The organism is Candidatus Viridilinea mediisalina, from assembly GCF_002532535.1.
Classification (GTDB): domain Bacteria; phylum Chloroflexota; class Chloroflexia; order Chloroflexales; family Chloroflexaceae; genus Viridilinea; species Viridilinea mediisalina.
On sequence record NZ_NQWI01000012.1, the window covers coordinates 54,992 to 72,438 of the forward strand.

Consider the following 17,447-nt stretch of genomic DNA (forward strand, 5'->3'; position numbering starts at 1 on the left):
ATGGAGGTTGGAGGCGGCGAAGCCTCCCCCGAAAGAATTCTTGTTGTTCCGTGTTGGCGGCTGCGCCGCCAACACGAAAGAACAAAAAGGGTTTAGGGGAACATGGTTCCCCTACCCCTTCGCCGAACCATGCCCCGCCGCAGGCATATAGAGCTCGCGCACATAATCGGCAAGCATGCGCCGCATACTAAAGGCAGGCGCGACACTCGCTATCGACTCTTTGCAGACCTGAATCCAGGCAGTGGGAACATCCGCATCGGTGCGTCCATCGTAGAAGCGGTTGGCGATCTCGTGTTCGAGGAGATAGTAGAGCGACTGTGCATCATTCCAGTCCTGCTCGTCCTGATTGCTATACTCACGCTCTTCGCCAATCGCCCAGCCATTCTGCCCATTGTAGGCTTCGGGCCACCAGCCATCGAGAATGGAGCAATTGGGCGCACCATTCAGGCTCGCCTTCATCCCACTGGTACCACTCGCCTCATAGGGACGGCGCGGATTATTGAGCCACACATCAACCCCTTGGGTCATCGCCCGCCCCACGGCCATATCGTACTCCTCAAGGAAGACGATGCGCCCTGCGAGGCCGGGCTGGCGCGCCAACTGGTAGACATCCTGGATAAAGTGCTTGCCTGGATCGTCCTTGGGGTGGGCTTTACCCGCAAAGATAAACTGGATCGGCTTGCCGGGGCGGTTGATCAGATACTTAAGGCGCTCAATATCCTTAAAGAGCAGCGTAGCCCGCTTGTAGGTCGCAAAGCGACGAGCAAAGCCAATCGTCAGAATCCCCTCTTCGAGCAGCGGATCGGTCGGCACATGCTGATGCAAGTGGCGGTGGTGCGCAGCAATACGTTCACGCGCAAAAGCCAAAAGCTGGGACTTCAACTTCTGGCGCGTCGTCCAGAGCACCTCATCGGGAATCTGATAGATCTTCTTCCAAACCTTGGGATCGTCCAGATTATCTTCCCACGTCTTGCCCAAATAGGCATTGTAGAGCTCACGCAATTCTGGGGCGAGCCAAGTAGCGGTATGGACACCATTGGTAATCGAGGCAATCGGCACCTCATCTTGGCTCTTGCCGGGGTAGAGCCACTGCCACATCCCGCGCGCCACATGGCCGTGGAGCTTACTCACCCCATTGTGGAAATCGGAGCCACGCAGCGCCAGGGCCGTCATCGCAAACGTCGGCCCCCACTGCTGCTCTTGGAGCGCAATCTGCATAAACTCATCGCGGGTAAGGCCCAATTGGGGCCAGAAGTTCCAGAAGAACTTCTCGATCATCGGCAGCGGGAAGGCATCATTACCCGCCGGAACGGGCGTATGGGTCGTAAAGACACACTGGGTCTTAATCTGTTGCAGCGCATCTTCAAAGCTCACGCCCTGAGCAACCAACTCACGGCAGAGTTCGAGTACCAAAAAGGCGGAATGGCCCTCATTCATATGCCAGACCGTCGGCGTAAAGCCGAGGCGGCGCAGGGCACGCACGCCACCAATGCCCAAAACCAACTCCTGAGAGATCCGCATCTCTTGGTCGCCGCCATAGAGCCGTGCCGAAAGTTCACGATCCTGGGGGCTATTGGGATGGATGTCGGTATCCATCAACAGCAACTCCACGCGCCCGACGCGGAACTTATAGACCTTGGCGTAAATCGTGCGCCCGGGCAACTCAACCTCAACCACCACCTCGTGACCATCGGGATCAAGGGCGGGAATCGCGGGCACATCAGCAAAATTAATCTTGTTATACTCAGCAAACTGCCAGCCACTATGGTCAAGGCGCTGACGGAAATAGCCTTGGGGATAGATAAAACCCACAGCGACGAAGGGGAGGGCCATATCGGACGCCTCCTTCACATGGTCGCCCGAAAGGATGCCCAAGCCACCGGAATAGATCGGCAGCGACTCATGGAGACCAAATTCGGCACTAAAGTACGCAATTTGCACATCCTTCGCATTCGGATGGTGCTTACTAAACCAGGTCTTCTTAGCCCCCATATAGCTATCGAACGCCTTCATCACGGCATCGAAGCGCTTGAGGTAGGCGGGATCAGCCGCTGCCGCGTCCAACTTACGCTGACGCACATCACGCAAGAAATCAACCGGATTGTGGTAATCCAACTCCCAGAGGTCAGGATCAATCTGGCGATAGAGCTCCTGCGCCTCGGGATGCCACGTCCACCACAGATTGTAGGCCAACTCACGCAGACGGGCGATACGTTCGGGGATGGGAGTGAAAAGAATTTCATGTTCCAACCGGATCATGGGTACTCCTCATTCTGAAAAGAGACCAAGCCCAAGCGCTTGGTTTCAGGATGGGCACACGCACACCACGCAGCCCGCGTCCTGCATTGTAGCCGTTGCATGGGCATCTGTCTAGGATAGTTGAAGCTTAAATTGGTTTGGGGGCACCCACCGTTCCGGTGGGAGAGGTTGGGGCTACGCCCCAAACCCCGTTTTTTGTTCGGTGTTGGCGGCAAAGCCGCCAACACCGAACAAAAAGAGTTGGCGGCTTTGCCGCCCCCAACCCCCCGTCAGTTGTTGCGCTTTGACAGCGAAGCCGCAAATCCGCGCTTGACGCCACTGCATGGAACAGGTATAATGCAGGGTGTACACGGTTTCTGGTAAAGAATAGAAACAAGCATGTTCACATTTGCTGAATTTTGTGCTGGCATTGGTGAATTTATTATAGCAAATTCTAGAGGTCATTATTTGTGAATCGTTCTCCCTCCCCCTACGCAAACGCATTGGCTCACTTGGAGTATCGGGCCTATCGTGAGTCGGCGTTGCCGCTCAATCCGCTCTGCGGTAGCTTTGCCTTGACCCATGGGCGGCGTACTGCACGTTGTGTGCTGTTGCTGCATGGCTATACCAATTGCCCCCATCAGTTTCGGCGCTTTGCGGAGGAGTTGCATAGCCGTGGGCATACTGTCTATGTGCCGCGTATGCCGCACCACGGTATGGCCGATCGCATGAGCGAGGCGCTGGCCCAGTTCTCGCGGGCGGAGTTGCTCGCGTCGTTCGCACTGAGCCTTGAGATTGCTCATGGTTTGGGTGAGCGCGTTGATCTGCTGGGCCTCTCGGCGGGGGCGAATCTGGCCGCCTATGCCGCACAGTATCGCTCCGATATTCATCAGGCGGTGCTGATCTCGCCGGTCTTGGGGAGTAGCAAGATCCATCCTTGGCTTACGTCGTTCATCGCCCTGACCTCAAGTATCTTGCCGAATCGCTTCGTCTGGTGGGATCCGGAGTTGCTCGATCAGGGCCATACGATGCAGCACACCTACCCCCGCTTTGGCTCGCGTGCCCTTGGGATTGTGGCTCAACTGGGGCTGGAGGTGCTTGCTGCGGCTCGCTATGCGCCCCACCGCGCCCGCGATCTAGTGGTGGTAGCCAATGCCTTTGATGAAGCTGTGACCATGCCCCCCATTGAGCGCCTCATTGCCCGCTGGCGCGCCCAGGCCGCCCCAGTGCGCGACTATTGCTTCCCCATTGAACAGCAGGTTATCCATGATCTGATTGATCCGCACCAGGAGTTGCAGCAGATTGATCTGGTCTATCCAAAACTGCTTGAACTCATGGGGGCGTGAGCGACAGGAGTTTCCTGTATTTGACAAAAAAACATCTGTACTGTAAGCTGCATGTACGTTCTTATGCTTGCTTTGTGGAATCCCTACATGGGTCTCGATCTTACCGCCCTTGGGCGTCAAGTGCGCCAGATGAGCCATACGGCAGCCGCTGATGCGGCCAGTAGTGCGGCCCGCGCTGCCGCAATGCGTGAGCGGATGCTCACAGAGGTTGGTGCCGAAGCCCATTGGGCCCAGGCGGTTGATCTGAGCCGTGAGACGGCAGCGTGGCTGCTGGCCCGTCCAGTTGAGCCTCTGGATACGGTGGTTGATCTGCCGCCCCTGCCGCCAGCCTATAGCCTCGTAGCTACCGATGGTTCGCAGATTGAACTCGACCGCCACGGCGCGATTCCCTGCTATGTGATCAATATCGGCCAGGTCTTTTTGCGCTATGGCCAAGCCCCTACGGCCCGCCTCACCTCGCAGCCAACCCTCTGCTACCACGATGAGGATCTCTATCTGCACGATGGGGCGCGGCGTATCCCGATTGAAGGCAATTACCTCAGTGCGCGCCGGGATGTTGACGAAGGGCTGGCCCTGGCCGCGTTGGCCGCTGAACACCTCGATGGTAGCTTGCCCGCTGTGGCCCTACAAGACGGTACACTTGTGCGTTGGACGCTCGCCGGGGCCGAGCGCGTCGTGCAGGATCATTTCATGTCCCAATACCTCGACTACCTTGAACAGATGCGCCAACGCCAAATTCCAGTCGCCTCCTACATCAGCCGCCCCCGTTCGCCCGAATTGGTCGGCAGCATCCGCCTGATGCTCTGCCCCGATGTGGATGTGGCGGCTGGGCGTGGGGCCCGTTGTGATCGTTGTAGCGACCAGCGTGCCGGGCGAACGCCTTCGTGTCAGCCGTGTCAGGGTCTGGTTGATAGCGATATTATGGGTGAACGCTTGCGCGATGGGCAACGCGGCCCGATCCTGCTCTCGATGAGCCGCATCAACGTGGAGCGTTATGGCCCGCACCAGATTCACTTCTTCCATATGCGCGTTGGGCGTGAACTCTGCCGTGTCGAAATGCCCCAATGGGTGGCCCAGCAAGCCCAGTTTGTTGACCAAGTTCATACCTTGGTGTACGATCAGTGCGCCCGTGGGGGCGGCTACCCCGTTGCCTTGGCGCGTGCCCATGAGCAGGCCATTGTGCGGAGTGCCGACCGGCGCGCCTTCCAGCGGCTGATCGAGAGCAGCCTCTACCGCGCCGAAGCCCCCGGCGGCGTCTCGGCCAAGCGTGAGAGTAAAGAGTTTAGCCGGGGGTAGAGCGTACCAACATTCATTGGTGTCTGCTCTATCCTCGTTGTCACTCGCCACTTCTCACTCATCACTGGTATATATGCAACGTATCGCTGAGGTGATCGAGTCGAATACCACCCGCTTCACCGCCGGAGCCTATGAACTGCACAGTGCGCCCCCCTTTGGTGCGCTCGTGCGCGCCGCGACCCGCGATGCCCAGCTCGCGGTCTATGGCTTGGTCTATGAGATCCGCACCGGCAGCAAAGAGCCAGGCGGGCGCGCAGTGGTGCGCGGGCGTACCTATAGTGGGCGTGAGCTGTTCGATGACCAGATCTACTTCGAGAATCCCGATCTTGCCGAAGTGTTGCAAACCGAGTTCTCCGCGCTCACCGTAGGCTTCCTTGAACAAACGGCGCTCTACCACTACCTGCCGCCCCACCCGCCCCCCGTCCACTACTCGGTCTACCAATGCTCCGCCGATGAACTGGTTCACTTCAGCGAAGATTATGCCTGCTTCCGCAGTATCCTCTTTGCCAGCCAAGTGCCCAACGACGAACTACTCGCGGCCTATATCCGCAGCGCCGCCCGGGTGCGCCCCGCCGGGCGCGACTACCTAGTCCGCGCTGGGCGTGAACTTGCGGGTCTGCTCAAAGATGACTACGACCGCTTGGCTGCGCTGTTACGCCGTATTCGCCCGGTATGAACCGCGATTCCCTTGCTGTTGCCATTGGCGCAATCATTGGGGCCACCGTGCGCTATGCGTTCACGAGTTTGGCGGGCCCCTTCAACCTTACGAGCTTGCCCTATGGCACCCTCGCCGCTAATATCATGGGCTGCCTGCTGATTGGCCTCTTCCAGACCATCTTCCTCAGCCGCCCCAACCTGCCCCGCGAACTGCAACGCTTCGTCTCAGTGGGTTGCTTAGGCGGGTTGACCACCTTCTCGACGGTGAGTGTTGAGTTGGTGCAGCTTGCTGCAGGCGGAGCCCTTGCCAGTGCGGCAGCCTACTTTATCCTCTCGCTCAGTGGGGGACTACTGGCTGCGCTCGTGGGCATCCAGCTTGCCCACCTCCTACTCCAGAGCAAAACACCATGAATTGGCTGCTCCTCACCCTGGGGGCCGTCTGCGGCGCCCTCTGCCGCTACCATGCCGTGAGCTTCATCCAGAGCCGCAGCGCCACCAGCTTTCCTCTAGGCACCCTCATCATCAACCTGAGCGGAAGCATCCTGCTGGGCATGCTGGTCGGATTAGCCACCCACCAGAGCGACTGGCCCCTTGATGCGCTCCAGATGCTCTTTGGCCTTGGCTTCTGCGCTACCTACACCACCTTCTCATCCTTCATGTTCGAGACCACCCAGCTCTGGCAGCAGGGGCGACGCTACGCCGCAGTGGGCAACCTCATCGGCCAACCCCTGCTAGGGATCGGCTGCGCTTGGCTTGGGGTGGTGCTGGTGCAAGGATGAAGGAGGAAGTGGTACAACCCTCTACGTCTCTTTCCTCTCTCTCACGCTCAATCTCGCTTGGGCACAAAGCGCGCCAGAATGATGCCCAGTTCGTAGAGGAAGTACATGGGAATGGCCAAGAGCGCCAGGTTGATCGGATCGCCCGTCGGAGTGATGAAGGCGGCCACAATGGTGACGCCTACAATCGCAAAGCGGCGGTAGCTCGCCAATTGCTTTGAGGTGACCACTCCTAAGAAGGCAAGAACATAGATAATGACCGGCAACTCAAAGACGATGCCGTTAATCAGCAGCAAGACGGTGACCGTCGTGATAAAGTTGGAGAGCGCAGGTTGACTTTCGATCAGCTCAGAGCCTGAAAAGCCAACGAGAAAACGGATTGCGGTTGGCACGGTGATAAACCACCCAAACGCGATGCCAGCCAAAAAGAAGAGGATCACGAAGGGCAGTGCGATGAAGATAATCCTGCGTTCTCTCTGGGTCAGCGCGGGCACAATGAAGGCGAGGAGTTGATAGACGATCACAGGCATGGCCAAGACGACCCCAATCGCAAGGGCCACGGTCATATAGCTCGTAAACTCCTCGGTGGTGCCAACACTCTGCACCGGAGGGCGGTCGGTCAGGGGGGCAAAGGTGGTGATCAGCAGATCAACCAGCTTAAAGGGCCCCATAACCAGAAAGATGCCAAAGCCCATCCCGATGATCACCCCAATGCTAGCGCGCACGAGGCGGCGGCGGAGCTCAACCAAGTGGTCAATCAGCGACATCGAGGCCGCCTCGTCGGATGGGGGGGGCGGGGCATTGCGCGACTGCTCAGACATCATTGGGCAACCCGATCTTGATCATTGGTGACACCAGCTTGACGCCAATCCGCTTCGAGCAAACCACGCGCTTGCAAGGCCATCGTCAGGTTGTGCAGATCGTTTTGCATGAGTGCTACCTGTTGCATCAATTGTTGATATTCAGCACCACGGGGCTCTGTGGCTTCAACTGCTTGAACCTGTTGTTGCAACGCTTGCTCGCGTTGGAGCAGTTCAAATGTATCCTCATCAATGGTATTGCGTACCCCCGAGGCTTGTTGCTGGCGTAGCGGGCTTGGGCGGGCTGTCGGCACCGTCCCTTGCGGGGTGGTGGGGACAATTTCAGGTTTTGCTTCAGCATGGGCATACTCGGTTGCCGCTGGAGTTTGCCCCTCTGCGGGCTCTGCTGGCTGCTCGGCAGCGAGGGCTGCTTGCTGCGCGGGCTCTGCTGGCTGCTCGGCGGTGAGGGCTGCTTGCTCTGTTTCAGGCTCATGTGCTTGCAGCGCTTCATCAGCGTGTGGTGGCAGCGGTTTAGGCCCACGCTGCACCTTTGAAGCCGGCGCCTTCAGGCTATCTGGGGGCGCAATCGGGGCAGCGGTTGCGACGGGCACCGTGGCGCTTGTTTCAGCCGCCTGCGTCCCATTGCCCGCGAGCTTAACCGTCAGATCATCATCACGCAAGCGCACCATCGCCCGCAGATCCTTACGTAACGTCTCGACATCCTGTGAAACATCCAGTTGCGTGCGGGTACGCACCAACTCATCGCGTAAACTAGCGATCTCACGATCAAGCTCAGCCCGCACCTCATTGATGACTTGGATTTCAGGCGATTGCTGTTGCCAAGCCAAGAAGCGCGCCAATTGCTTCCCCAGAAAGCGGCCTACCTCAGGCAAACGCTCAGGGCCAAAAATGATCAGCGCCAGCCCCGCGATGAGGAGAAACTCAAACAGATGGATGTTGAAGATCTCCATAGTCACCTTTCACACATCGTGGGTTTGGTTCTATCTTACCATGCAAAAGAACAGAGGAACAAAAGAACAGAGGAACAGAACTAACATTCTGTTCCTCTGTTCTTTTGTTCCCCTGTTCTTCTCTTAATCTGCCGCCAATTCCCGTTCGGCCTTCTCGGTTGGCGCAGGGCTGGTGTAGCGGCCCTGCTGCACCGGACGGCGCTTGCCGCTCTGCACGCTGGCGACCTGATCTTGCAGATTCTTACGGAAGAGCACGCTGGTCACAAGGTTAACCAAGCGATTGCTATTGTTACGCACCCGATTGAAGATCGCGGGCCACGCATACATCCCCAAGAAGTGTTGCAGGTAGCGCAACTGATACTCCAGCGGATCGTAGCGATCACAGCGTACCACCAAGTTATGGGCGGTATACTTATCCCAATCTTCGTCCACAATCAGGTTCTGCTCTTTATAATCCTTATAGAGCTGGGTACCGGGATAGGGCGTAATGATGGAATAGATCGGCATCACCAAGTTATTATCGCGCACAAAACGCTCGGTGGCGGCCATATCCTCATAGCTATCCATGGCAGGGTTGGTGAGGAAGTTGCCCTGGATATTGAGCCCAGCCTTACGGCAGTTATCAATAATCTCGGCGTAGCGCTGCACCGAATTGGTGCGGCCCTTATTGTAGCTCTGGAGCGTCTTCTGATTGACCGACTCGAAGCCGACGAGGGCCATCAGACAGCCAGCCTTTACGAGCAGATCAACCGTCTTCTCATCTTCAAGGAAATTGATGCTGATGAAGCTACTAAACTTGATGTCACACTCAGCCAAGATTTCGAGAATCTCCCATGTGCGCTGCTTATTCACCCCCAGGTTTTCATCGGTAAACATGAACCAGGGGGTCTTGCCATACTTTGTCTCTTTGAAAAAGACCCGTTTGGCTTCAGCGATCTGGGCGCGAATCGTCTCAGGCGATTGGATGCGATAGAGCCGCCCGGTAAAGTTTGGCGTCACACAGAAGGCGCAGGTATAGGGGCAGCCACGGGTCATAAAGATAGGAATTGACTTGCGGGCGTCCACCTTATCGCGCCGACTGGCGGCAAAGATGCGCGCATAATCGAGCGGAGGTACCTCATTGACAGGCGGAAAATCTTTGGAATCGTAGCGCGGTGCCAACTGGCCATCTGCCAAATCTTGGAGCAACTGGGCCCAGAGGTGTTCAGCCTCACCACAGACAACCGTATCGGCGTGGGCAATTGCCTCATCGTAGTTGAACGAGACGTGAACCCCGCCCAAGACCACCTTGGTGCCACGGCGGCGAAACTCATCGGCAATGGCATAGGCCCGCATCACATTCATCGTGCGTGTGGTAATGCCTACCAGATCGTAACGACCCGCGTAGTCAATCGGATCGCCAAACAGCTCATCGGCCAACTCAATGTGGTGTTGCGGTGGGGTAATGCTCACCAACACACCGACACCCATGAGGAAGAGCGCCTTCTGGCTGCTATCTTCTTCTTTATGACCTTTAGGGGTGATGAGCAGAATACGGAGCGGTCTGATCGTCTCAGGCGGGCGCAGGGTTGCCATGGGGGCGAGGGGAATGATACCCTCAGTGGCGACTTGGCTCACAGTTGTTCTCCTCCAGTTTAGACTGACAGACGAGAATCATTATAACAGCCTTTGGTATAGATGTACAGTTCATAACTATTGGTATATGGTTACGTAAAAGCTACCTCGCTTTACCAAGTTCAACCGAGCGGCGATAGGCCGCCCAGATGGCATCGGCGAGAACGGTTCGCATGCCGCCGCGTTCAAGCTCGCTGAGGGCCGCAGAGGTGGTGCCGCCAGGCGATGTGACGCCGTTACGCAACTGGGCCGGGTGGGCACTGCTCTGCTGGGCATAGCGCACCGAACCAAGCATGGTCTGAAGTACCAACTCTTCGCTGATGCGTCGTGAGAGGCCCAAATGCACTCCGGCATCAATCATGGCTTCCATCATCAAAAAGACATAGGCCGGGCCGGTGCCATTGATGGCCGTAGCCATATCGAGGTAGTTTTCGCTATCTACGTAGAGTTCATGGCCCAGACTGCCCAGGATCGTGCGGGCCCAACCCCGCTGCTGTTCGCTCACCTCAGCCGCAGCGGTCCAAACGGTCATGCCCTCTCCAATGGTTGCGGGGGTATTGGGCATACTCCGCACCACTGCGGGATGCTCTAGCGCATGGGCAAAGTCATAGATTTTAGCCCCGGCAATCACTGAGATAGCGAGATCATCGTCGCGCAGGGTTCCGCGCAGCGGATCGAGGACGCGGCCAAGTTGTTGCGGCTTCACCGCAAAGATCACCACGCGCCCCCAATGGGCCGCAGCAACATTATCGTGGCTGGTCTGCACCCCATAGCGTGCAGCCAACTCACGGCGCCGCTCTTCACGCGGGTGGCTCACCAGAAGCTGATCAGCCCCCACCAATGCTTGGCGCAACAAGCCACCGACAATAGCTTCGCCCATAGCCCCTGGGCCGATCACGGAGATGGTAAGGTTGTGGAGCATCATATCAGTTATGAGTGACGAGTGACGAGTTAGGATGTACCGTATACCAGTGAGCGTTGAACAGTTTTTTTTGTGCGTGTTGGTGGCTTCGCCGCCAACACGCACGAAATGAATTGTTAGCACGAAAAAGTTCTGGGCCGCGACGTTGGCTGAGCCTGTCGAAGCCAACGTCGCGGTGGCTTCGACAGGCTCAGCCAGCGAGTTGGCTGAGCCTGTCGAAGCCCCGTCACCCAATCTTTGCTGGCATACGGTGCAATGGCAGCATACCAATGGCCTGTTGCTCGGCGGAGGGAATGGCCGACTCGGCAGGCTTGTCGGAGGCCGCGAGGCAGAGGGCACCTTGGGCTTTGAGCCGCTGAGCCAAGTGGTAGATGTCGCTACAGAGGGTCAGCCGTCCATCGGCCATACGTTCAAGCGTAGCGGTCAGTTCGGCGCGACGAAAAGCCTTGAAGGGGGTTGGGTCAGATTGGGCGACACGGGCAAACAATTCGGCATGGAGTGGTGCCAGCCCCGCTGGTATCTGACTGGCACTGGCGCTCAGTTGCTGCGCGAAGGTAGGGGTAGGCCCGTGGGTCATGGCATCCTGCAGGTGTTCAAGCTTGATGGCACCAGCGGCGGCAAAGAGAGCCGTGGCGACCACATAATCTTGGTTATCGAGGGTATAGGAATGCCACTCGGAGCGGCAGAGTTCGGCGTAGTCGCGGCGAAAGGCGGGCACGTCCAACTCCGGGTAGATGGTATGGGCGATCACCAACGCCCCCTCGGCCCGTGCATCATCAATGGCCCCATCGGAGCGCCCGCGTGGGCCCAGGAGGGTCTTATCAAGATCAATGAGCAGAGCGGTACGGGCCCAATCCACCCCACGCGATTCAAGGATCGTGGCCCACGCGTGGATCAGGTGCCAGCGCGTGGCGGTAGCAATCTGCTCGTGCCAAACCATATGTTCGGCTGCAACGGGCCGATCTTCGCCAATAAAGCCATAGGTAGGCAACTCACCAAGAGCAGCCAGATGGGTCGCAAGCAGCCGATCATTCTCGGTGTCGCCAATCACCGCCAGCGCAGCGAGGGGGGGGCCACCAGCGTGACGCCGGGCAGCGTGAGCAACAGCGAGAGCCACACGGGCATACGCCTGGTCGCGCTTACGCGGCGGCTGGCCTGGCGGCATATTCAGCGCCGCACGCAACGCAGCCAAGCGCGGCAACGCAGCATCGCACGGCTCCAGATCGCGGTAGAGTACCACGTCGCCGGTGAGATCAGAAATGGTGGCGCTGTAGTCCATAGGCTTCCATTTACGATTGTAGATTGTAGATTGTAGATTGTAGATTGCCGAACATGGCGTTCCAATGGGCTTTAGCGTTGTTGATAATGCGGCATGCTCAAGGGTAGTCGGTATTAGGGAGGGCTTGGCCCTCCCTAAGAAGCTGTCTGAAAAGCTAGTGGGCACGCGTTGGAGTGCCGGCTTTAGCCGGCTGAAGCCGGCACTCCAACGCCAGTTTATGGGCTTTTCAGACAGCCTCTAAAAAATACCCTGGGCATGCATCAATTCCGCATTGAGCAACGAGCCACCTGCGGCCCCACGGATAGTATTGTGGCTCAGACAGACAAACTTATAGTCGAGGATGGGGCAAGGGCGCACGCGACCAACGGTGGTACTCATGCCAAAACCGGCATCGCGGTCACGGCGGGTCTGAGGGCGATCGGGTTCATCACGAACAATGATCGGCTCGGCGGGGGCGCTGGGCAGGCCCAACTCTTGCGGCAAGCTGCGGAAGTTGCGGAGGGTAGTCACCACTTCATCGAGGCTGGTGGGGCGTTCAAAGGCGACCGAGAGGCAGACGAGGTGGCCTTCGAGGACAGGCACGCGGTTGCAGTGGGCCGAGATGGTAAAGGCAGCAGGTTCAACCTGGCCATCCTGCAGTTGGCCCAGCATCTTCTGCGGTTCAGTTTCGACCTTTGGCTCCTCGTTGCCAATATAGGGCAGCACATTATCCACCGCATCATAGGAAGGCACCCCGGGGTAGCCAGCGCCGGAGAGGGCTTGCATACTCACGAGCAGCAGCTTACGAACAGCGAAGGCATCATGGAGCGGGCGCAACGCCATAGTCGGGCCAGTCGCCGTACAGTTAGGATTCGTAACAATCGCCCCACTCCAGCCACGATTCGCCCGCTGCACCGCAAGCAACTCAAGATGCTCAGGATTCACTTCAGGAATCAGCAGCGGCACATCAGGCTCGGCGCGGTGGTCTGAGGCATTCGAGCAGACAATATGGCCAGCGCGGGCCAAGCGTTGTTCAATCGCCCCAGCGGTCTTACTTGGCAACGCCGAAAAGACCAACGGAGTATCAAGGTCGGCAGTATCGGGCAAAATCTCCATCGAGCGCACCGCAAGAGGCATCGGCGTATCGAGTACCCAGCGGGTCGCCTCAGCATAGGTACGTCCGGCGCTACGCTCACTCCCCACCAGAGCGGCAATCTCAAACCAGGGATGATCCTCAAGCAGTTGAATAAAGCGCTGACCAACGGTACCAGTGGCACCAAGCACCGCGACCCGAATTGTCATACATGTCTCCTTCACCATGCGCCATATGCGCAACATTTCGGCTTCATTATACCAGCACTGTGAAAGCCTAACGCAAAAAGTCAAAAATCTGGCAAAATACCTCTTTCACAAATCGGATTATTCGTGTATACTAAGCTCAACTTGTGAGAGCAGATCGGCGTGGTGCGCCCGCTTTCCCCTTGAAGTAACTCCTCCCTCGGCAGCAGGAGTCGGTTTTGTATACGCTGTTTACACCTGTAAATAGCCCGTGTTCGTACTCAAGGTACGACTGATAAGAACCGCACACGGTGCAAGGAGGCAATCATGGTGGATCCTCTGGTAAAAGAGCTGCTGGAGCAGGCCGTAGATACGCCCGTAAAGCTACAATTGCTCCTGATGTTCCATGAGAACCCGCGCATGGAGGCCACGCCCCAGGTTATTGCCGACCGTGTTTGCCGTGATATCTGGAGCGTGAATCAGGCATTATATGAACTTGCTCATGACGGAATTATGTTGCAAGCTGCCACCGCGAACGGCGACTCGGTCTATCGTTACGGCCCTACGCTTGAGTTCCAAGATGCGATTGATCGGCTGATTACGGGCTATGATGATCCATTTACCCGTGATGCGCTGCATGAAACCTTGCGTAATCTCATGCGCCATGCAATAGTCTACCGACCAAGTGATCCTTGGGAGCCATTAGTAGCGTAAGGGCAGGGAGAATGGATAGCCCCATGGATTAGGCTCTGGCGCAAGTTGCGCCAGAGCCTAATCCATGGGGCTATGTTCGTCCATCACTTTAGCGGAGCGCTAACGGATCACGCGGGATGGTGGTTTGGCCAAACTCATTGTCGCCCCAACAGTACAATGCCCCTTCCTCGTTCAGCGCACAGGTATGCTCCCAACCGGCGCTGACCTGACTGACTGCGCCGAGAGCTTCTGGCACGCTCGTCTGGCCACTCGCGTTGTCGCCCCAGCAGTGTAGTGCCCCATCCTCGCTCAACGCACAGGTATGTTTTCCGCCAGTGCTGACCTGAGTGATCGCACCAAGCTCTTCCGGCACGTCCGTCTGGCCACTCGCGTTGGGCCCCCAGCAGTGCAGCAGCCCATCCTCGTTCAGCGCACAGGTATGCTCCCAACCGGCGCTGATCTGAGTAACGACACCGAGATCGTCCGGCACGTCCGTTCGTCCCCCCCAGTGGGTGCCCCAACAAGATACATCCCCGCTATCCATGAACGCACAGGTGTGAAACGCACCAGCACTGATCTGACTGATTGCACCGAGTTCTTCCGGCACGTCCGTCCGGCCATCCATGCTATTGCCCCAACAGCGTAGCGCCCCATCATCCCTCAGGGCACAGGTATGCTCCCAACCGGCGCTGACCTGCACCACCGTGCCGAGATCGTCCGGCACGTCCGTCTGGCCGTACGCGTTGTCGCCCCAGCAGCGCAGCGCCCCATCATCCCTCAGGGCACAGGTATGCTCCAAACCAACGCTGATCTGCACCACCGTGCCGAGTCCTTCCGGCATGTCCGTCTCACCGAACATGTTGCTCCCCCAGCAATGCAGTGTCCCATCACCCCTCAGGGCACAGGTGTGTTTTGTGTCAGTGCTGACCTGAGTGATCACACCGAGATCATCTGGCACGTTCGTCTCACCGAACATGTTGCTCCCCCAGCAATGCAGTGTCTCATCCATCGTCAGCGCACAGGAGTGAAAGGAGCCGATGCTGACCTGCGCCACCGCACCGAGATCATTTGGTACTTCACTTAGGTCACTCTCATCCCCCCAACAACGCAACATCCCGTCCACAGTCAACGCGCAGGTGTGAACCATACCAGCAATGACTTGGCTGATCGCGCTGAGATCACTCGGCACGCTTATCTGGCCAACCATGTTGTCTCCCCAACAATGGAGTAATCCATTGGTTGTTACAGCACAGGTGTGAAATAGACCGGCACTGACCTGCCTGACCGCGCCGAGAGAGCTAGGTACATCTGTTTGACCAGTAACGTTGCCATCCAAATCCGTATTCCACCCCCAGCAGTGGAGCGCCTCATCTTCCGTAATCGCACAGGTGTGCAACCCGCCAACGCTGACATGCACCACCGCGCCTAGATCAGTTGGTACATCCGTCTCGCCCTGCTCGTTTCTCCCCCAGCAGTGCAGTGTTCCATCCCCTGTGATCGCACACGTGTATTCCCCACCAGCGCTAACCTGCACCACCGTGCCAAGTCCTTCCGGCACGTCTGTCTGACCATACTCGTTGTCGCCCCAGCAGCGCAACGCTCCGGCCTCTGTGAGCGCACAGGTATGCGACCCGCCGACGCTGATCTGAGTAACCACACCGAGATCGTCCGGCACATCTGTCTGACCATACTCGTTGGCACCCCAACAATACAGCGTTCCTCCCTTCGCAACAGCACAGGTGTATGCAAAACCTACACTAATTTGGCTACCATGTCCCTCCGCATCAAGGTCATGCACGACAGCGGTCTCAGGCTGATCAAGGCAAGCTCCATCAGCGTTTCCGCTCTGCGTACAGGCATGTTCCTCATCGGCATGGGCCTGATCGACGAGCGCAAGATCTGCCTGAGGCACACTACTTTGGCCAAACTCGTCACTACCCCAGCAATGCGCAGCATCGTTCTCGCTCAAGGCACATGTTTGAGCACCACCAGCACTGATCTGACTGACTGCACCGAGTTCTTCCGGTACGTCCATCTGGCCAAACATATTGTTGCCCCAACAGTGCAGCCCACCGTCCTCGCTTAACGCACAGGTGTGGTCACCGCCGGCGCTGACCTGAGTGACCACACCGAGATCATCTGGCACGTTCGTTTGGCCATGCTCGTTGTAGCCCCAGCAGCGCAACGCCCCGGCCTCTGTGAGCGCACAGGTATGTTGCCCACCGGCGCTGATCTGAGTGACCACACCGAGATCGTCTGGTACGTTTGTTCGGTCATGCCAGTTGGAACCCCAGCAGGCCACCTCCCCGCTATCCATCAATACACAGGTATGGAACGCACCAGCACTGATCTGAATGGCTGCACCGAGTTCTTCCGGCACCTCCACCCGGCCATCCATGTTATTGCCCCAACAATGTAGCCCGCCATCATCCCTCAAAGCACAAGTGTGATGCCCACCAACACTGACCTGCACCACCGCGCCGAGTCCTTCCGGCACGTTCGTCTGGCCATGCTCGTTGTTGCCCCAACAGTGCAGCTCGCCCCACGCCGTTAGCGCACACATATGCTCTCCTCCAATGCTGAGGCTAACCTGACTGACCATACCAAGGTCATGTGGTACCGGGTCGTGATCACCCCAGCAGGAGAGTTGCCCGTCTTGGTCAAGCATACATGTTGCATATGTGCCTGCCTCAAGCACCGGCAATACCTCTGGCATCCTAGCCTCTTGGAACAAAGGCACAACAGGTTCAGGCGTAGGTCTTGCCTCATCTACAGACAATGCAGCAACGGCCTCTTCAGTGGCTTCGGTTGCCTCTGCGCCCCTGCTGGCCTGCCGAGACGACATACTTTGCCCCAGGATAAATCCAAGCAAAGCCAAGATCAACAACGATGTGAGCACAACGCCCCCAATCTCGAGGGGCGAACCAAGCTTGAGGTTTTGGCTTGGCTGCTCAGGCCCAACTGGGATGTCACTGACCGCCTGCGCTCCATTGAAGCCCGTATCGTCGGCCTCAAGATACCGGGATGGGCCAAAGGCAAGGAGCGCAAGAAAGATTGGTGGCAACAGGATCAGACCGATACTGAAACCAAGCCCCTTGCCAAAGACTCTGCCTAGCTCATAGAGTAGCCAGAGGGGCATGAAGAAGTTGATGACGGGAATGAAAAAGAGAACCACCCACCATGCTGGGCGCTTGACGATCTTCAGCGCGACTACCACGTTGTAGATGGGAATGAGCGCCGCCCATCCTGGCGCACCAGCCTTCACAAAGATTTGCCAGGTCGCGGCTAGTGGTATGAGCACAAACAGGAAAAAGAAGAAGAGCATAAAGATAAGCAGTATCAAACCACCGCCTAGATCATTCGTTTGCTGGGCCTGAGTGAGTACAAAATGCATAATCTCCTCCTGTTTTTCGTTCATGTGTTTGGTTTATGTGCATGCTCAACGCTGGTACTATGCTACCATGTACGCACAACACGCAAAAAAGTTCCCTGCTGTTAGAAGCTGTCTGAAAAGCCGGGGAGCACACGCTGGAGTGCCGGCTTTAGCCGGCTAAAGCCGGCACTCCAACGCCAAACCATAGACTTTTCAGACAGCCTC

The 17,447-nt window shown here is 57.5% G+C and carries 15 protein-coding genes; 6 read left to right on the plus strand and 9 right to left on the minus strand.

Annotated features, from left to right (window positions below):
• Positions 1–111: 111 nt before the first annotated feature.
• On the minus strand, positions 112–2,259 hold the full coding sequence (glgP, locus tag CJ255_RS04420) for an alpha-glucan family phosphorylase (RefSeq protein ID WP_097642881.1): 2,148 nt from the start codon (positions 2,257–2,259) through the stop codon (positions 112–114).
• A 174-nt stretch (positions 2,260–2,433) separates the two neighbouring features.
• Positions 2,434–2,703 carry a hypothetical protein gene (locus CJ255_RS22475; protein ID WP_124681811.1) on the minus strand — a complete coding sequence of 90 codons (270 nt, stop codon included), beginning with the start codon at positions 2,701–2,703 and terminating at the stop codon, positions 2,434–2,436.
• A gap of 5 nt (positions 2,704–2,708) precedes the next feature.
• Between CJ255_RS22475 and CJ255_RS04425 the strand changes: the two genes are divergently transcribed.
• From CJ255_RS04425 to crcB (CJ255_RS04445), 5 genes are all read left to right on the plus strand, one after another.
• The gene (locus CJ255_RS04425) at positions 2,709–3,584 is read left to right on the plus strand and encodes an alpha/beta hydrolase (RefSeq protein WP_097642882.1); all 876 of its coding nucleotides are present in this window, start codon (positions 2,709–2,711) and stop codon (positions 3,582–3,584) included.
• A gap of 87 nt (positions 3,585–3,671) precedes the next feature.
• Positions 3,672–4,880, plus strand: coding sequence for a DNA double-strand break repair nuclease NurA (locus CJ255_RS04430; protein ID WP_097642883.1), 1,209 nt, complete (start codon positions 3,672–3,674; stop codon positions 4,878–4,880).
• A gap of 73 nt (positions 4,881–4,953) precedes the next feature.
• Positions 4,954–5,556, plus strand: a complete 603-nt coding sequence (locus CJ255_RS04435) for a hypothetical protein (protein ID WP_097642884.1) — start codon at positions 4,954–4,956, stop codon at positions 5,554–5,556.
• Positions 5,553–5,948, plus strand: a complete 396-nt coding sequence (gene crcB / locus CJ255_RS04440; protein ID WP_097642885.1) for a fluoride efflux transporter CrcB — start codon at positions 5,553–5,555, stop codon at positions 5,946–5,948. Before CJ255_RS04435 ends, crcB (CJ255_RS04440) begins: the two co-directional genes overlap by 4 nt.
• Positions 5,945–6,316 carry a fluoride efflux transporter CrcB gene (crcB, locus tag CJ255_RS04445; RefSeq protein ID WP_097642886.1) on the plus strand — a complete coding sequence of 124 codons (372 nt, stop codon included), beginning with the start codon at positions 5,945–5,947 and terminating at the stop codon, positions 6,314–6,316. The genes crcB (CJ255_RS04440) and crcB (CJ255_RS04445) overlap by 4 nt, the downstream gene beginning before the upstream one ends.
• A gap of 47 nt (positions 6,317–6,363) precedes the next feature.
• Here crcB (CJ255_RS04445) and tatC read toward each other — a convergent pair whose 3' ends face one another.
• The 6 genes from tatC to asd form a co-directional block, all read right to left on the minus strand.
• Complete coding sequence (gene tatC / locus CJ255_RS04450; protein WP_245863185.1) at positions 6,364–7,137, minus strand: twin-arginine translocase subunit TatC; 774 nt, start codon at positions 7,135–7,137, stop codon at positions 6,364–6,366.
• Positions 7,134–8,084 carry a twin-arginine translocase TatA/TatE family subunit gene (locus CJ255_RS04455; RefSeq protein WP_097642888.1) on the minus strand — a complete coding sequence of 317 codons (951 nt, stop codon included), beginning with the start codon at positions 8,082–8,084 and terminating at the stop codon, positions 7,134–7,136. Before CJ255_RS04455 ends, tatC begins: the two co-directional genes overlap by 4 nt.
• Positions 8,085–8,207: 123 nt before the next feature.
• Positions 8,208–9,701 carry a B12-binding domain-containing radical SAM protein gene (locus CJ255_RS04460; protein ID WP_245863186.1) on the minus strand — a complete coding sequence of 498 codons (1,494 nt, stop codon included), beginning with the start codon at positions 9,699–9,701 and terminating at the stop codon, positions 8,208–8,210.
• Between the two features lie 100 nt (positions 9,702–9,801).
• Positions 9,802–10,623, minus strand: coding sequence for a pyrroline-5-carboxylate reductase (gene proC / locus CJ255_RS04465; protein WP_245863188.1), 822 nt, complete (start codon positions 10,621–10,623; stop codon positions 9,802–9,804).
• Between the two features lie 223 nt (positions 10,624–10,846).
• Positions 10,847–11,899, minus strand: a complete 1,053-nt coding sequence (locus CJ255_RS04470; RefSeq protein WP_097642889.1) for a hypothetical protein — start codon at positions 11,897–11,899, stop codon at positions 10,847–10,849.
• Positions 11,900–12,136: 237 nt separating this feature from the next.
• A complete protein-coding gene (gene asd / locus CJ255_RS04475; protein ID WP_245863190.1) occupies positions 12,137–13,180 on the minus strand; it encodes an aspartate-semialdehyde dehydrogenase in 1,044 nt (347 codons plus the stop codon).
• Between the two features lie 303 nt (positions 13,181–13,483).
• Here asd and CJ255_RS04480 point away from each other — a divergent pair, with 303 nt between their 5' ends.
• Complete coding sequence (locus CJ255_RS04480; RefSeq protein WP_097642890.1) at positions 13,484–13,870, plus strand: hypothetical protein; 387 nt, start codon at positions 13,484–13,486, stop codon at positions 13,868–13,870.
• An 88-nt stretch (positions 13,871–13,958) separates the two neighbouring features.
• On the opposite strand, the gene CJ255_RS04485 is transcribed toward CJ255_RS04480, so the two are convergent.
• A complete protein-coding gene (locus CJ255_RS04485; protein ID WP_165774563.1) occupies positions 13,959–17,243 on the minus strand; it encodes a DUF5684 domain-containing protein in 3,285 nt (1,094 codons plus the stop codon).
• Positions 17,244–17,447 lie beyond the last annotated feature (204 nt).

Excerpts from the sequence above, each read along its gene's own strand:
- CJ255_RS04480 (WP_097642890.1), top strand. The coding sequence starts at position 13,484 with ATGGTGGATCCTCTGGTAAAAGAGCTGCTGGAGCAGGCCGTAGATACG.
- CJ255_RS04470 (WP_097642889.1), bottom strand. The coding sequence starts at position 11,899 with ATGGACTACAGCGCCACCATTTCTGATCTCACCGGCGACGTGGTACTC.
- CJ255_RS04455 (WP_097642888.1), bottom strand. The coding sequence starts at position 8,084 with ATGGAGATCTTCAACATCCATCTGTTTGAGTTTCTCCTCATCGCGGGG.
- CJ255_RS04435 (WP_097642884.1), top strand. The coding sequence starts at position 4,954 with ATGCAACGTATCGCTGAGGTGATCGAGTCGAATACCACCCGCTTCACC.
- crcB (WP_097642886.1), top strand. The coding sequence starts at position 5,945 with ATGAATTGGCTGCTCCTCACCCTGGGGGCCGTCTGCGGCGCCCTCTGC.
- CJ255_RS04485 (WP_165774563.1), bottom strand. The coding sequence starts at position 17,243 with ATGCATTTTGTACTCACTCAGGCCCAGCAAACGAATGATCTAGGCGGT.
- asd (WP_245863190.1), bottom strand. The coding sequence starts at position 13,180 with ATGACAATTCGGGTCGCGGTGCTTGGTGCCACTGGTACCGTTGGTCAG.
- crcB (WP_097642885.1), top strand. The coding sequence starts at position 5,553 with ATGAACCGCGATTCCCTTGCTGTTGCCATTGGCGCAATCATTGGGGCC.
- CJ255_RS22475 (WP_124681811.1), bottom strand. The coding sequence starts at position 2,703 with ATGACCTCTAGAATTTGCTATAATAAATTCACCAATGCCAGCACAAAA.
- proC (WP_245863188.1), bottom strand. The coding sequence starts at position 10,623 with ATGATGCTCCACAACCTTACCATCTCCGTGATCGGCCCAGGGGCTATG.
- glgP (WP_097642881.1), bottom strand. The coding sequence starts at position 2,259 with ATGATCCGGTTGGAACATGAAATTCTTTTCACTCCCATCCCCGAACGT.
- CJ255_RS04430 (WP_097642883.1), top strand. The coding sequence starts at position 3,672 with ATGGGTCTCGATCTTACCGCCCTTGGGCGTCAAGTGCGCCAGATGAGC.
- tatC (WP_245863185.1), bottom strand. The coding sequence starts at position 7,137 with ATGATGTCTGAGCAGTCGCGCAATGCCCCGCCCCCCCCATCCGACGAG.